Here is a 15464-nt window from a genome sequence, read left to right as displayed (position 1 = left end):
AAAGCCTGTCATGTTTATTTTTTCAAAAGAAATAACATGAAAAACAATCCAAAAAATCCTATCAGAAAATTTGGAACCCAGATGCACCAAAAAGCGCTCAGCCCGATTTTTTGCACAAGCAGTTGCCCTACAATCTGAAATGCCCAGTACAAAACGCAAATTACAATACCTATAAAAAGCCCAATTGTCTGCCCGTTGTGTTTGCCGAACAAAAAAGCAACAGAAAAAGCCAAAAATGCAAAAAAAATAGAGCCGAAAGGAATTGCAAATTTTTTATGCCACTCCATTATCCAGATGTTCAGCCTTTGTTTATCATTGTCAGTTGCGTCATCTTTTTCTTTCATCTGCTTTATTGTCTTTGTAAGGTCATAAGTTGTCATCTCTCTCGCAGAACGCGACGATGTTCCCAGTACTGACGAATCGAATACGTTATAAATCGAAGTTTTAGAAGTCATCACATCAAAGTCCTGCCTGTTATCTATGTCAAACGAAATCACCGAAGTGTCCGACATATTAAGCTGCATCAATACGCCTTTTTGCTTAGCTCCTGTCAAAGTTGATTTTCCTGCGATAATAAGCCTGTCCTCATCTCTTTTTGAATCAAACAGCACGATGTCAGAAATTTCGTTACCCGAAACATTTCCGATAACTATGCTCGCTGAGTCGAGTTTTTTTACGCTGTTAGATTCGAGTTCAACAGTAGGCGTTGAACTCATAATTTCACGCATCAACATATTGTATTTCATCGTTCCAAGCGGAAGAAGATAATCGTTTACAAAAAAAGAACATGCAGAGATGATAATTCCAAGCGCTGCGACAGGAAGAAGAATCTTTATAAAAGAAAAACCTGCGGCACGAAAAATCAGAATTTCGTTGCTGCTCATCATTCCTCCAAGGCTCATCAAAAAACCTACGAGAGTCGCAAACGGGGATGATTGAGCAATGATAAAAGGCAGGCTGTAAAACATGATTCTCATCACATCTTTAAATGGGGCTGATTTTGCAAGGAGACTTTCTACAGTGAGAAGAATCTGATTTACAAAAAAAATCATGAAAAAGAAAAAAAACGATACGAGAAAGTAAAGAAACAAATCTTTAAACAGATATTTTATAAGGATATTGTTTTTAAGCTGTCCTTTTTTTAAATATTTTACTTGAAATCTGTCTATATAAGGTAAAATTGCCTGAACAAGATGAGAATCTTTGATTTTTTTTATGATTTTTTGAGTCAGCGTCAGCAATTTTTTCCCTGATTCTCTTATACAAATGTCAGACACCGGTTGAACCGAAGCCGCCTGTTCCCCTCTCTGTCTGAGAAAGGTTCTCGCAGATTGAAAAGCTCGCTTGTGTTACAGGCGCAATTATCATTTGGGCAATTCTATCCCCGCAGCTGACTGTAAAATCATTTTCACCGAGGTTTATGAGAATCACTTTTATTTCACCACGATAATCGCTGTCTATTGTGCCTGGCGTATTTAAAACAGTCACGCCGTTTTTTGCCGCGAGTCCCGAACGAGGACGAACTTGAATTTCGTAACCTTCAGGAATCTCAAAAAAAAGCCCTGTCGGTATTATTGCAGATTTTCCATGTTTGATTACGAGCGGAGAATCTAAAAGTGCGCACAGATCGGCACCTGCTGCTCCCGAAGTTTTATATTCTGGAATTATAGCTCCTTTTGAAGCAGTGCATTTTATTGTAACTTTTGTCATAGCGACATTATAACAAGTAAGAAGTAATTAGTCATCTGTCATATCAAAAGTACAAGATTAAAAAAAATGGCAAAGACACGCGAAACATCATTGATTTTAAAACAATGTCAGCGAACCTTTGCCTTTGATTTTGTTCAATAAACAAACTAAATTAAACTGTTTTAAACTATTTTGACTCCAATGCGTCGATGTATGAAAGATTCAATCTTCCCTGCTTATCAACTTCGAGCAATTTAACCGGGATTACCTGACCTTCTGTAAGAACATCAGTTACCTTGTTTACTCTCTGGCGTGAAAGTTTTGAGATGTGGCATAAGCCTTCTTTTCCTGGCAAGATTTCAACAAATGCACCAAATTCCATTATGCGTTTTACAGTTCCCTGGTAGATAGTTCCAACTTCTGGATCTTCTGTAATGCCTTTGACAGCTTTTTTAGCGGCTTCAGCAGCGATTCCTGTTTTGCCATAAATTGTTACAGTTCCATCATCATCGGTGTTGATTGTTACTCCGTACTGAGAGCAAAGCGCTTTGACGCTCTTTCCACCAGGTCCAATCAATGCTCCTATCTTGTCTACAGGTATCTTCATTGTGATTATCTGAGGCGCTCTTGGAGAAAGCGGTGCCGGTTTATCTATGCATTCCTTCATTTTTCCAAGGATGCGCATTCTACCAGCTCTAGCCTGTTCCATAGCCTTTTTCATAATTTCAGTTGTTACGCCGGCAATTTTAATATCCATCTGAAAACCGGTAATGCCATCTTCTGTTCCGGCAACTTTAAAGTCCATATCGCCGAGGTGGTCTTCTTCTCCAAGAATATCAGAGAGGATTGCGTATCGTCCGTAAGGATTGTCTCCTTCAGGTTCTGTGATAAGTCCCATAGCAATACCGGCAACCATTTTTTTCATTGGAACACCTGCGGCGAGCATTGCAAGACATCCACCACAAGTTGAAGCTTGTGAAGAGGAACCGTTAGATTCCATAATTTCAGATACGACGCGAACTGTGTATGGGAATTCTTCGCGTCCTGGAACCATAGCGGCCAAAGAACGGCGAGCAAGATTTCCATGACCGATTTCACGGCGACCTGTAGTCAATTTTCCTGTTTCACCAACTGAATACGGTGGAAAATTATAATGAAGAATAAAGTGATCTGAACGTTCTCCATCGATATCATCGTATACCTGTTCGTCCATCGCGGTTCCGAGCGTACAGACAGCGAGCGACTGCGTTTCTCCGCGAGTGAACAATGCGCTTCCGTGTGGAGTTGGCAATACATTTACTTCACAATTGATTGGGCGAATCTCATCTGTCTTACGGCCGTCGATGCGAACACCATCGTCAATTATCGATTTGCGAAGAAGTTTGTATTGAATATCGTCCATCAAATTACAGAACAATTTTGCCTGAATCGGGTCTGAAAGCTGTTCTGCATATTTAGCAGCTATCTCTTTTTGAACTTCGGCAATTGCTTTACCGCGGTTCATTTTTCCGTCTTGGAAACATGCTTTTTTCAATAACGGAGTTGCTTCGGCTTCAATTGCCTGCGCATTCTCGAGAGTCACGTCTAGCGGATTCAATGGAAGTTTTTCTTTTCCGGCTTTTTTTACAAGTTCTTCCTGGAGCAGACACATGTCTGTTATAAATCCCTGTGCCTTATCCAAAGCACCGAGCATGACTTCTTCGGAAACTTCATTTGCACCACCTTCAACCATTGTAAATCCGTCTTTTGTGCCGGCAACGACAATTTCGAGCTGACCTTTTTCAATCTGTTCGAATGTAGGGTTTACGATGTACTGACCGTCAATGTATCCAATACGGCAGGCTGCAACCGGACCGTGGAACGGAATATCAGAAATACATGTTGCGGCAGAAGCAGCAATGACAGCAAGAATATCCTGAGTATGTACGCCGTCTGCAGAGACACAAGTTGGAACAATCTGCAATTCATGCCCGAATGATGGTTCAAAAAGCGGGCGCATAGGGCGGTCGATAAGGCGGCTAACAAGAATTTCCTTATCTTTCGGTCGTCCTTCACGTTTTACAAAACCGCCCGGAATTTTTCCGGCAGCATATGCTTTCTCGTTGTATTCAACAGTGACAGGAACAAAATCCTGACCTTCTGTAACAGAACTGGAAGCACAAATAGTAGCAATAACAGCAGCTCCGCCCCATTGTGCGTAAACACAGCCGTTAGCTTGTTTTCCGATTTTTCCTGTTTCAAGGATGAGTTCGGCATCTCCTAGTTTGTAAGTAACTCTTTCTACTGACATTTTTTTTCCTTTGTAGATTTATTCTTTCTTTTACATCGCACGGAAAAGATATCTTAAAAATCTAAACAACACGATGCGCCGTGATTGATTCCACACTATTTCACCACGACGAATAAAATAGCCTTTTTAGTTTAGAGTATTACGTAAGATAAATCAATTATGATTTTACTTATCATCACGATTTTTGGAACAGAAAAGAAGAACATGCTGCATGAATAAAAAAAATCCCACAAGTTCGACAGTTGAAGACAACAGGCAAATCTCGCGGGATTTTGCAATACTTTGCAAAAAAAAAACAAACTACTTGCGGAGTCCGAGTTCTTTGATAAATGCACGATAACCTTCAAGGTCTGTGCGTTCAAAGTAGCGGAGCATCTTACGACGCTGACCTACAACTTTGAGAAGTGAGCGTTTTGCTGTCGCATCTTTTGGAAAAGTGCGAGTGTGTTCAGTCAACTGCTGGATGCGCTGTGTCATCAATGCAATCTGAACTTTTACGTTACCGGTATCGGTTTCTTTTGAACCGTACTTTTTTACTGTAGCTGAAGTAGCTTCTTTTGAAAGTGCCATAATGGAACCCCTTAAAATAAAATATCTGACAAAAGCCAGTCTATGATTCGCGGAAAATTTTGCAGGTCAAACTCCGGGTTTCTGGAGAATAATCACAAAATAATCCGTATCAAAAGATAACTAAATATATAAAAAAAAAGGCTCATAGTCAATCAGCTCAACCGGCGATATCAGTTCAACTGCCGGACTTTCTCAAACGAAAACCGGAAAACAAAAACGGGAAAGTAAAAAGGTGTACCAAAAGGCTATAGAGAATTAAACAAAAGAAAATCAGATTTTCGGTTTAGCACGATTTTTTTATCTTTCACTTCAATCCTTACATCTTCATCATTTTCATTTCTACAATGATAGATGCCGACAGGCGGGACAACCTGCTCTATGGAAGATTTTTCAATCTCAGTCTGATGATTTTTTATCGAAAGTTCGTAAGGTCTTTGGAGCAAATCGTTTGCGGTCGAAAAAAAACCTTTGCGTATCATCTGCCTGATAAAAGACGAACTCACCCTCTCTTCTGCCGTTCCTTCGCGGTAATAAACAGGTTCAATAAAAATCGTCTTGATATTATTTTTTTTTGTCCAATATTTTATTGCCTGAACATCTGTTGCGCCTTTATAACCGCATCTAAAATCGACTCCTTCTGCCAAAAGCTTAAGATTGCAGGCATTTTTTAAAATATCTAAAAAGTCGGCACCGTGAATAGAAGCAAAAGCATCGTCAAAATCTACAACTATGACAAAATCTATCCCAATATTTTCAAAAAGTTTAATACGTTGGTCAAGTGTAGAAATATCGCCTTGATAGTCTCCAAAATGTTTTATACCCGGAAGAGGTCTTTTAAATGTCACAACTCCGGATAAAAGATTTTCATTTTTGCAGCTGCTGACAAGACTGTTCAAAAGAACACGATGCCCTTTGTGAAGTCCATCAAAACTTCCAACCGAGATTCCCGTTCCGTTCTCAAAATATTTATTTTTATCTCCGGTGTTCAAGACAAAAAGGATATCATTCCAAGTAAGAATCTTCATATATTTAATATAACTGATTTCCGGCTGATTGCAAACAACAAACGCCATCTACTATATACTTTACTTATATATTAAATAAAGATATAATAACTTTAGCTATAATAAATAACTTTAATTTAGCTAAAAAGGATGTGATATGAATAAAAATAAACTTGATTGGGGCAATTTGCCTTTCGGTTACATAAAGACGAAGATGAGTTTTTTTACAAACTGGAAAAACGGTGAATGGGACGACGGAAAATTAACAAAAAAGCATTCTTTAAAACTCAACGAATGCGCAGGCGTTCTTCAATACGCTCAGACTTGTTTTGAAGGTCTAAAAGCATATACAACAGAACACGGTGATATCGTCACTTTCCGCCCTGATTTGAATGCCGAACGCATGGAAAATTCATGCAGACGCCTAGAAATGCCAGTTTTTCCAAAAGACAGGTTTATTGAAGCAGTTCTCAGGACAATTGAAGCAAACAAAGATTGGGTCCCGCCTTATGGCTCGGGGGCAACGCTCTACATCAGACCATATATGTTCGGTTCAAGTTCAGTGATTGGAGTAAAACCTGCTGATGAATATCAATTCCGTATCTTGGTTACTCCTGTAGGACCGTATTTTAAAGGCGGAGTAAAACCTATCAAAGTTCGTATCTCCGATTTAGACCGTGCAGCGCCTTATGGCACAGGAGATATAAAAGCAGGCTTAAACTATGCGATGTCTTTGCACAATATAGTCGATGCTCACAAAAACGGGTATGCAGAAAATCTTTATCTTGATCCTGCAACTCATACCTATATTGAAGAAACCGGAGGCGCAAACATCATCTTCATCTCTAAAGATGGAAAACTTGTCACTCCAAAATCTAACACAATCCTCCCTTCTGTCACACGGCGCTCTCTTGTAACAGTCGCAAAAGATTACCTGAAGATGGAAGTTGAAGAACGCCGGATAGATAAAAAAGAGATCGGAAACTTTGTTGAATGCGGGCTGTGCGGGACAGCAGCTGTAATCTCTCCGATCGGTGAAATTGATGACCACGGAAAAAAGATTATCTACAACGAAGGAAAACAGGAGATGGGACCATATCTAAAAAAGATTTTCGATACGCTGACTGGAATTCAGATGGGTCGAATTGAAGCTCCAGAAGGCTGGATTTACACGATTTAATAGTTTTATAGTCGGTCTATATTAGCCGATAGCCGTTAAAATAAAAGAGGCTGCCTTTTTGGATAGTTTGAAGCGCTTGTAAAGTGCGTCTCAAATTCATAGGCAGCCTTTTTTTTGATTGTTTGATTTACTTTATTTTTCTTACAAAAGCATCTTTGTAACCATAACTCTTAAACCGTTCGAGCACGACAGCATATTCGTCGATTGAAAGCGGTCCTATAAAAATCTGCTTTTTAATTCCGCCACTCATTTTTACGATTGAAACAGGATAGTTGTTGGCATATTTGTCCACAATCTCCATTATATTTTTGTCAATTGTAAGAGTTGCAATCTGAATGTAATATTTTCCGCTTTCAAGATTATCGATATTTCCTACAATATATTTTTCGTAAGAAGATATAGGCTGCTCTGTGAAGGCTGGATGAACTTCTGTCTCTTCAGATTCAGGAGCTTGTTCAGCAACTTGATTTTCCTCTTCCGATGGTGCAATGACAATCGGTTCATATTCTTGAAGCTCATCGTTTTCTGCAAAAACGTCTTCATCAGGAATTTGCTCTTCTGAAGCAGACTCCTCTGCATCTTCATTTTCTTCGACAGGATTTTCTACTTCAGGGTTTTCTTCTTCTGTCGGCGGCATTTCGTCAGCAGGGACGAGGACAATTGCGTCGTACTCTTCGTCAGCTTCTTCTTCCGGAGGAACTTCTTCCGGAGCTTTTTCTTCAGTTACGGCAGGCAATTCTTCTTCCTCAACTGATTCCTCATCTACAGGATTTTCAGGAGGTACTTCATCTTCGTAGAATTCTTCAGTTGGAGCCTCCGAGTTTTCTTCGCTTTCAGACTGCGGTTCAACTTCGTTTTCCGCTTCTTCGGGTTCTATTTGTTCCTCTGCAAAATCATCGTTTTCGACAGGTTCAGATTCTGGTTCAACTTCCTGCTCAACTTCTTCTTCGACATGTTCAGGAATATTTTCTGATTCTGAATCTGCAACGTCTTCAGACTCCGATTTCTCTTCTTCTCCAAATTCTTCCTGATTTTCTTCAGGCATAGATTCGTCTTCCGCATCGATTTTTGAAGGAGCTCCTTCAACTTCCTGCGAAACTTCGTCATTTGCTTCAGGGACAGTGGCTGTGTTTTCTTCTTCAGTTTTTGAGCTTGAAATATCTTCAAAAGATTCTTCATTTTCCACGATTGAATCGGCAAGAGCTCCGTCAACATCTTTTGTGCCGGCTGGAGATGAAGAAATCATAGCATTGCCATATACGCGTTCGTCCTGCCCGGAGCGCTTTGTAATTTTTACGATATTGTTTGAGTTTTTTTCAATGCCAAGTGCTGCCGCTGCTTCTGGAGATAACATGATTGCGACACCTTCCGACGGGTCGAGCGCCCCAATCACAAGAATTTCAACGTTTGCATTACCTGCGACGTTTGAAACTTTTATCACATCTCCGGGAAGATATCCTACAGTTTTTGCAAACAATCCTTGTGGAAAAACGCCTTTTTCGACGACTACTGCTCTTCCGTCAAGAGAAGGACTGAAAGATGTGAACATGAGACACATTGTAGTCACGACTAAAACTGTAATAACGCTTTTGAATTTATTTTTCATACCCTACCCATCCTTAGGCTTTATTTTCCTTGATCGCTTTATTTATATGTTGAATAAGTTCCGTTGAGATATACGAATAATCAACTTGACCGTTGCCGGCTTTTTTTATTTCCGAGATGCTTTTTGTCAGGATTTTTTTACCTGATTTTGCGGAAGCGACAGTGTAGTCAATTTTGTATAAATCAGCCTTTTTGTTTAATTTTTTTTCATCAACTTCGTAAAAAAGTTTAACTTGGACAAAATAATCGGAAAATCCATTGAATGCTTCTCCAATTCCCGTATTAAAAAACGTTTCGTCCTGTTCAGATGATGCTGACACCGTCGCATCAGAATTTGTTACTATATAGCCTCGTTCAAAGAAAATATTCATCAAAACATCTTCTACAGAATATGAAGATTCAGTCACTTCTTTTGCACTGTCATCATGCTGAACTATCTGAAATGAAATCTGTTTTGCAAAGCAGGCAGTTGAACAAACAATGATAACAAGCGCCGACGCAATTTTTTTTAGTTTCCCCATAGAAACACCCCGATATTTTTCGACTATCATTAACTTCATCGGATAAAAATCGATTCGGGTTTAGAGATTTTTTTGCTTTTTTAGTTATGGCAGCAGCTGGCGGCTAGAGCTTTTCTTTTTAATGACAGCAGCTGGCGGATAGAGCTTTTGTGATAATTGCGAATTTGCGCAGATTGTGTTAAAATCATGACACAAGGGTTGGGAAATGGAAAAACGTATCTACATAATCGGAGCCGGTTTTGCAGGACAGACAATCGCCGATGATATAAAACGAAAAAAGATATTTGGGAAAGTCAACGCATTCATCGACGACAGCAAAGATTTGATTGGAACTAAAATAGATGGGATTCCCGTCTTAGGTCCAATAGCAGGCGTTACTTCTATATTAAATAATTCAGATTTAGACGAAGCCATAATTGCAATCCCTTCTGCCCCAACAGAACGCATTCGCGAGATTTATGAAACTCTGACAAAAAACGGTTTTTCTCACATCAAAATTTTGCCTGGAATAAGTCAGGTTATAAACGGAACAGCTCATCTTGTTCAAACTCGTGAGATTGACCCTCTTGATGTACTTGGACGAACACCAATTGCAATCTCATTGAAAGAGAGCCTCAACTACCTTAGAGGAAAAAGAGTTTTAATCACAGGAGCCGGCGGTTCAATCGGGTCGGAACTCTCTCGTCAGCTTCTCAGCGGAGGTGCTGAACGGCTTTATCTTTTTGGACACGGAGAAAACTCAATCTGCCAGATTTATCGTGAACTCCGTCTATTGCAGTCGGAAGGAGTCGGGGAAAAAGCGACAATTGTGCCTATCATCGGAGATATGCGCTGCCGCGAATACACAGATTATATAATAAAGCAGACAAAATGTAACGTTATTTTCCACTGCGCAGCTTACAAACATGTTCCAATGATGGAAGAAAATCAGGTTTCCGCAATTGAAAACAATGTATATGGTACGAAAAATCTCCTCGACGCAGCAATAAAACATAAAGTTGAACGATTTGTTCTGATTTCTACAGACAAAGCTGTGTCCCCAGTCAGTATCTATGGCGTTTCAAAAATGCTGTGTGAAAAGCTCGTGCTTGATGCCGCAAAAAAAACTGACGGACAATCGTTTATGTTTGTTCGTTTTGGAAATGTACTTGGCAGCCGAGGTTCACTTTTACCGCTGTTTCAGAATCAGATAAAAACCGGAGGACCTGTCACAATAACAGATAAAAAAATGGTACGCTACTTTATGACAATCCCTGAAGCGTGCTCTCTTGTTTTGCAGACAGGAGGTGTCGGAGAAAACGGAAAATCTTATCTGCTTGATATGGGTGACCCTGTAAAAATAATTGACCTTGCAGAGCAGATCATAAGGTTCAGCGGACTTGAACCTTATAAAGACATCGACGTTAAAATTGTTGGAGCGAGAAAAGGCGAACGCCTTGTAGAACCGCTTTGGCTCAAAGAAGAAAATCCTGTTCCGACAAAATACAAAAAGATTCTGGAATTAAACAACATCGAATATGATTCAGATTACCTTGAAAAACTGCTAGAAGAAATGAAACCTATCTGTTTTTATACACCCGACAGAGAAGCTGATTTTAGAAACAAGGAAAAGCTGATAAATATTTTATGTGAGAATTGCAAAAGCTTGAAAGATTTTTATCGAGAAATAAAAAACGATAATCAAAAACGAACAGATTTATTGTAATTATAATTGTCAAATCGGGAAAATTGAAAATTATAGAAGGCAAATATGGCAGAGATAAAAGTTCCATTTCACAGAGCATCGATTACAAAGGCAGAGGAAGATGCTGTCTTGGAAGTTCTCCGCTCAGGCTGGCTGACGACAGGAAAATATGCACTCGAATTTGAAAAAAAATTCAGCGATGCGATAAAAGACAGCCCTGAAGTTTCTATCACAAGGCAAAAATTTGGAATGGACGAAAGGCAACCTCTCTCGCTTGCAGTTAATTCAAACACATCAGGTATGATTCTTGCAATGGAAGCTTGCGGTGTAAAAGAAGGAACTGCCGTCATAACTACACCGTATACTTTTGTAAGCACAGCGGCATGTGCGCGTCACTTGAAAGCAGATGTTTTTTTTGCAGATATAGAAAAAGACAGTTACAACATAGATCCGGACAAAATAGAAGAAATCCTAAAAAAAGATATGGAAAACGGACGCAAAGTTCGTGCAATCGTTCCGGTTCATATTGCCGGAAATATCTGCAACATGAAACGCATCGTTGAGCTCGCAAAAAAATACAGCACGCCGGAAAATAGAATCAGAGTGATTGAAGATGCTGCACATTCGTTTCCATCTCCGACAGATGTTGGGTACGCTGGGGCTATCGGAGATGCCGGCGTTTTTTCATTTTACGTCACAAAAACTATAACGACAGCGGAAGGCGGAATGGTTTGCACTCGTGATGAATGTCTTGCAAAACGGATGACTGTGATGCGCATGCACGGAATGGACCGCACAACTTGGGATCGTTACACATCTCCAAAAGCCTCTTGGGAATACGACATCGTCGCTCCCGGCTATAAATTCAATTTACCTGATGTCTTGGCAGCGTTGGGTGTCTGCCAGCTGGAACGTGCAAAATTGTTTTATGAACAGCGAAAAAGAATCGTAGAGATGTACAACAAATCTTTTGCAGATTTAGACTTTATAACCCTTCCTCCTGACGGACAGGGAAATGCATGGCACCTTTATCTTCTTCGCATAAAAGAGGATAAGCTAACAATCAACCGTGAAGAATTTGCAAAAAAAATGCAACTAGCCGGGATTGGTATATCAGTTCATTTTATCCCGATTTTTCATTTTACTTACTGGCAAAAACTTTATCCTGATTTTACTTGTGAAAACTATCCGAATGCAGAAAAACAGTACAGCCAGACAATTTCAATTCCTCTGTTCCCGGATATGACAGATCAACAGGCTGAACTTGTAATAGATACTGTAAAAAAAATCGGTGAAGAAAATCATAAATAAATATAAAATTATCAAGGAAACAAAATGAGGGCAAAAAAAAGCGAAGATAAAAAAAACAAACGTTCTCTTGAAGCGTCCGGATTTTACAGCGATTTTGAAAAACCTGATTGTCTGTATGCAGCCCTTGTCCGCAGCCCGGCAGCATCAGGAAAAATAAAAGATGTTACAATTTCAAGTTTGCCTGACGGATATTATCTTTATACTCACAAAAATATTCCGGCTGCAAAATCGATTCAGATAAATAAGACGACGACTAAGATTTTTGGCTACGATAGAATTTCATATCAGGGAGAACCGATTGGAATTCTTTTTGGACCTGATGAACAGGAAGTTCAAAAATTGCTCAGTCAGGTTTCTGTAAGCTTTGACATTGAATCGCTTGAATCGGCACTTCACAACGTCATAAACAGCAAAAAAAAGCCCACAACAAATTCTACATTAAATGAAAATGACAGCAAAAATAATCACAACGATGCAGAAGTTTCCGATTTTGTAGATTTAATCAACGACATGCCGTCACTAAACGACGTGCTTGACAAATCTCGAATAGAAAAAGCACCGACTGTCGAAGTTGCTTCAAGAATCGTAAAATATGGAATTTATGAGAAGCTCTCACCTGAAGAAGCAGACAAAAAACTTTTTTCAGAGGCAAACGAAAACGGAACCTCCAGAACAATATCGGAAAGCTCTTGGCAGGAAAATTTTGTAATACCGAAGTGGCAGGAAACTGAAGGAGCTGCATGTTATACCGATGGAGAAGAAATTCATATTTATGTTCCTTCATGCTGGACATATCTGACGCAGACAACGATTGCAGATGTTCTTGGAATCGCGCAAAATAAAATTTTTATACATAAAACTAAGGCGGCGGAAATATATCGGACAGGATTGTCCAGAACATCACAACTCGCGGCGCAAGTTGCCGTTGCATCATATCTTTCAAAAAAGCCTGTAAAACTCGTGCTTTCACAAAGAGAACAAGAAGAATATATGGGGCCAGGAGTAATCACAAAGTTTAAATACAAAACAGCAGTTGAACCGAGCGGACAGATTTTTGCGATGCGCGTCGATATCGATATTGATATTGGAATTTCAAATCCGTTTGCTCAGGAAATCACAGACAGAATCACGCTAGCCGCAACGAGTTACTACAAACCTCAAAATCTTTACGTCTCTACAAAAACTCATACTTCAAAAACTCCGCCTACTTCGGTTTCAATTCGTTCTATAGACTCTCAGGCATTTTTTGCGATTGAAAATGAAATGCAAAAAATCAGCAGCCAGACAAATGTTTTTCCTGATGAACTGAGGCTTGTAAATTCTATTCAAAATAAAAAGCAGTCAAAAATATCTCCTTTTCCTTTTGATATTCCGATTGCAGACGTAACTGACACAATTAAGACTGTCATTCAAAAAAGCGATTTCAACAGAAAATACGCATCGTTTCAAATGGAAGCAGCTGACAGAGTTGAACGCAGCAACAAAGCGTTTTTTGCACTACCACTGCGAGGAATCGGCGTTGCAACTGCGTATGTCCCATCAGAATACAACGGAAAGTCATTTTTTTATTACGATTCTAAAATTGAAGTTACGCTCACAACTGATGATAAACTGATAATCCACACGATTAAACCGTCATCGGTTGTTCAGGAAATATGGAAAAATACGGCTGCCGAAATACTTCAGATTGAAAAAAACAATATAATCATCGATTCGGAATTTGATATTGAAGAATTGCCTGAAACTCCTGAAGATTCATACAGCTCGATTGGCGTGTTGAATGAACTTTTGAAAAAATGCTGCATCGATATTCAAAAGAAAAGGTTTCATCAACCGCTCCCGATCTCTTCAAAACGAGGTGTTCAGCCTAGTCAGCGAAAAAAATGGAACAAAGATACTTTCACCGGAGTTCCGTTTTCTACGACATCGTTTATAACAACAATTGTAGAAGTTGAGCTCGACACTTACACTTACAATGAAAAAATAAAAGGCGTTTGGGTTTGCGCAGACTGTGGGGAAGTTTTTGATGAAGCGGCTGCAAAAAAGACTCTGCGGCTCGAAATTCAACAGGAACTCGCAATGCTCGTAAAGGGAAAGTCTGTCTCATGCGATTTTATCGACATCACTTTCACATCTTCAAACAACAAATCCGGGCAAGTCGGAGGCTTGATTCACAATTCTCTTCCGGCGGCGTTTTCTTCTGCACTTTCACTAGCCCTCACCACGCAACTTACAGAAATTCCATGCACTGAAGATTTGCTTTTTAAACTTACTAAAAAACGAACAAAGCAAGAAAATCAAGGAGATCGAGAATGAAAATACCTGTAACATTAAACGGGACAAAAATAATTTTAAATGCTCATGCAGATGAATCATTGATGAAAGTTCTCCATAAAAACAACTGTCTTTCTGTAAAAGGTGGCTGTAGCAACGGATTTTGTGGAGCATGTACTGTTCTCTTAAATGGAAAACCTGTTGCCTCTTGCAAAATCCCTGCCGGGCTTGTAAAAGACGACAAAATTGAAACACTCGAACTTTTTAAGACAACGGAAGATTACAAGCTCATCATGGAAGGTTTTTCGAAAGCCGGCATTAAGCTGTGCGGTTACTGCAATGCAGGAAAAGTCTTTTCTGCTTATCAGATAATAAAATTAAACAAAATTCCGACTCGGCAGGAAATAACTGATTCCGTAAAAAATCTTTCACCTTGCTGCATAGACATTGAAACCCTTGTAAACGGAATTATTTATGCAATTCAACTTTCAAGCAGAAGACTCAAACGAAGCGGAGAAAAAGAGGTTTAAATGGGAAAGACAATACTTTACGCAAGAAATGAAACCGATTTGATAAAAATTCTTTCGAACAATCCAGGAACACAAATTGTAGGCGGCTGTACGAGAATTGAAAGTCTCCCCGATAAATTTATTTCGACTCACGGAATAAAATCGATTTCTCAAATTGTAAGACACGAGCTGTATATAGACGTCGGACCGGGGGCAACGCTTTCAGATTTGTTGAACATAGGGCAAACACATCTTCCGCAGATTCTCTACGAAGCGCTAAACTGCATTGCAAATCCTTTCATTCGCAATATCGCAACAGTGGGCGGAAACATCTGCACTCCTGAACACAAACTCACTTTATTTGCTCCGCTTATGGCACTTGATGCTCGCCTTGAATTCAAAAACTTAGATGAAACGCGGACAGAAAATATAAGAAACTTTAAAGGCGTACCGGACGGATTTATTTTGACAAATATCAGGATTCCGATTGTAGATGCAGAACTCTCAATTTTCAGGCGAATCGGCTCAGAGCATACGATTACTCAGCAGTCGGCTTCTTTTGCTTTTATGGCGGATACTGAAAAAAACAGTTTGCTGAATGTTCACCTTGCATTTGCAGGGCCTTTTGCATTCTATAGCAAGGAATTTGAAAATGCGATGATTGGACGCAGATTGCCTCTTCAGCAGAGCGATATAAACGAAATTGAAAATCTTGTCATAGAGGAATTTCAAAAAACTGCAACTGACAAAATGATTTCCGATGTTGTAAAACAGCAGTTCTTTAATCTGACAAGGTATAGTTTTGAACAGCTGACTTAATCTGCCAA

General features: G+C 39.5%; 13 protein-coding genes. 6 read left to right on the top strand and 7 right to left on the bottom strand.

Annotated features, from left to right (window positions below; all coding sequences use genetic code 11):
* Window positions 1–14 precede the first annotated feature (14 nt).
* The 5 genes from H9I37_RS05165 to H9I37_RS05145 form a co-directional block, all read right to left on the bottom strand.
* On the bottom strand, window positions 15–1277 hold the full coding sequence (locus H9I37_RS05165) for an LptF/LptG family permease (RefSeq protein ID WP_370586894.1): 1263 nt from the start codon (window positions 1275–1277) through the stop codon (window positions 15–17).
* On the bottom strand, window positions 1270–1710 hold the full coding sequence (gene dut / locus H9I37_RS05160; RefSeq protein WP_187381394.1) for a dUTP diphosphatase: 441 nt from the start codon (window positions 1708–1710) through the stop codon (window positions 1270–1272). Before dut ends, H9I37_RS05165 begins: the two co-directional genes overlap by 8 nt.
* Window positions 1711–1876: 166 nt before the next feature.
* A complete protein-coding gene (gene pnp / locus H9I37_RS05155; RefSeq protein WP_187381393.1) occupies window positions 1877–3979 on the bottom strand; it encodes a polyribonucleotide nucleotidyltransferase in 2103 nt (700 codons plus the stop codon).
* 300 nt (window positions 3980–4279) lie between these two features.
* Window positions 4280–4549: a 30S ribosomal protein S15 gene (gene rpsO, locus H9I37_RS05150; protein WP_187381392.1), complete on the bottom strand. Its 270-nt coding sequence runs from the start codon at window positions 4547–4549 to the stop codon at window positions 4280–4282.
* A 245-nt stretch (window positions 4550–4794) separates the two neighbouring features.
* Window positions 4795–5574, bottom strand: a complete 780-nt coding sequence (locus H9I37_RS05145; RefSeq protein ID WP_187381391.1) for an FAD synthetase family protein — start codon at window positions 5572–5574, stop codon at window positions 4795–4797.
* A 136-nt stretch (window positions 5575–5710) separates the two neighbouring features.
* On the opposite strand from H9I37_RS05145, the gene H9I37_RS05140 reads away from it, so the two are divergent.
* Window positions 5711–6733, top strand: a complete 1023-nt coding sequence (locus H9I37_RS05140) for a branched-chain amino acid aminotransferase (RefSeq protein WP_187381390.1) — start codon at window positions 5711–5713, stop codon at window positions 6731–6733.
* A 127-nt stretch (window positions 6734–6860) separates the two neighbouring features.
* On the opposite strand, the gene H9I37_RS05135 is transcribed toward H9I37_RS05140, so the two are convergent.
* Window positions 6861–8339, bottom strand: coding sequence for a hypothetical protein (locus H9I37_RS05135; protein WP_187381389.1), 1479 nt, complete (start codon window positions 8337–8339; stop codon window positions 6861–6863).
* 13 nt (window positions 8340–8352) lie between these two features.
* Entirely contained in the window at window positions 8353–8898 is a 546-nt protein-coding gene (locus tag H9I37_RS05130) for a hypothetical protein (protein WP_187381388.1), read from the bottom strand.
* A 166-nt stretch (window positions 8899–9064) separates the two neighbouring features.
* Here H9I37_RS05130 and H9I37_RS05125 point away from each other — a divergent pair, with 166 nt between their 5' ends.
* The 5 genes from H9I37_RS05125 to H9I37_RS05105 are packed head-to-tail and all read left to right on the top strand — an operon-like array spanning window position 9065 to window position 15456.
* A complete protein-coding gene (locus H9I37_RS05125; protein ID WP_187381387.1) occupies window positions 9065–10564 on the top strand; it encodes a polysaccharide biosynthesis protein in 1500 nt (499 codons plus the stop codon).
* 45 nt (window positions 10565–10609) lie between these two features.
* On the top strand, window positions 10610–11854 hold the full coding sequence (locus H9I37_RS05120; RefSeq protein ID WP_187381386.1) for a DegT/DnrJ/EryC1/StrS family aminotransferase: 1245 nt from the start codon (window positions 10610–10612) through the stop codon (window positions 11852–11854).
* A gap of 24 nt (window positions 11855–11878) precedes the next feature.
* Window positions 11879–14170, top strand: a complete 2292-nt coding sequence (locus tag H9I37_RS05115; RefSeq protein ID WP_187381385.1) for a xanthine dehydrogenase family protein — start codon at window positions 11879–11881, stop codon at window positions 14168–14170.
* Window positions 14167–14658: a (2Fe-2S)-binding protein gene (locus H9I37_RS05110; RefSeq protein ID WP_187381384.1), complete on the top strand. Its 492-nt coding sequence runs from the start codon at window positions 14167–14169 to the stop codon at window positions 14656–14658. Before H9I37_RS05115 ends, H9I37_RS05110 begins: the two co-directional genes overlap by 4 nt.
* Window positions 14659–15456 (top strand): FAD binding domain-containing protein, encoded by a 798-nt coding sequence (locus H9I37_RS05105; RefSeq protein WP_187381383.1) that lies wholly within the window; start codon window positions 14659–14661, stop codon window positions 15454–15456.
* Window positions 15457–15464 lie beyond the last annotated feature (8 nt).

The sequence above is a fragment of the Treponema sp. Marseille-Q3903 genome (assembly GCF_014334335.1).
Classification (GTDB): Bacteria; Spirochaetota; Spirochaetia; order Treponematales; family Treponemataceae; genus Treponema_D.
This window is presented reverse-complemented; position numbering and strand designations above follow the sequence as displayed.

Excerpts from the sequence above, each read along its gene's own strand:
- dut (WP_187381394.1), bottom strand. The coding sequence starts at position 1,710 with ATGACAAAAGTTACAATAAAATGCACTGCTTCAAAAGGAGCTATAATT.
- pnp (WP_187381393.1), bottom strand. The coding sequence starts at position 3,979 with ATGTCAGTAGAAAGAGTTACTTACAAACTAGGAGATGCCGAACTCATC.
- rpsO (WP_187381392.1), bottom strand. The coding sequence starts at position 4,549 with ATGGCACTTTCAAAAGAAGCTACTTCAGCTACAGTAAAAAAGTACGGT.
- H9I37_RS05145 (WP_187381391.1), bottom strand. The coding sequence starts at position 5,574 with ATGAAGATTCTTACTTGGAATGATATCCTTTTTGTCTTGAACACCGGA.
- H9I37_RS05140 (WP_187381390.1), top strand. The coding sequence starts at position 5,711 with ATGAATAAAAATAAACTTGATTGGGGCAATTTGCCTTTCGGTTACATA.
- H9I37_RS05135 (WP_187381389.1), bottom strand. The coding sequence starts at position 8,339 with ATGAAAAATAAATTCAAAAGCGTTATTACAGTTTTAGTCGTGACTACA.
- H9I37_RS05130 (WP_187381388.1), bottom strand. The coding sequence starts at position 8,898 with ATGAAGTTAATGATAGTCGAAAAATATCGGGGTGTTTCTATGGGGAAA.
- H9I37_RS05125 (WP_187381387.1), top strand. The coding sequence starts at position 9,065 with ATGGAAAAACGTATCTACATAATCGGAGCCGGTTTTGCAGGACAGACA.
- H9I37_RS05120 (WP_187381386.1), top strand. The coding sequence starts at position 10,610 with ATGGCAGAGATAAAAGTTCCATTTCACAGAGCATCGATTACAAAGGCA.
- H9I37_RS05115 (WP_187381385.1), top strand. The coding sequence starts at position 11,879 with ATGAGGGCAAAAAAAAGCGAAGATAAAAAAAACAAACGTTCTCTTGAA.
- H9I37_RS05110 (WP_187381384.1), top strand. The coding sequence starts at position 14,167 with ATGAAAATACCTGTAACATTAAACGGGACAAAAATAATTTTAAATGCT.
- H9I37_RS05105 (WP_187381383.1), top strand. The coding sequence starts at position 14,659 with ATGGGAAAGACAATACTTTACGCAAGAAATGAAACCGATTTGATAAAA.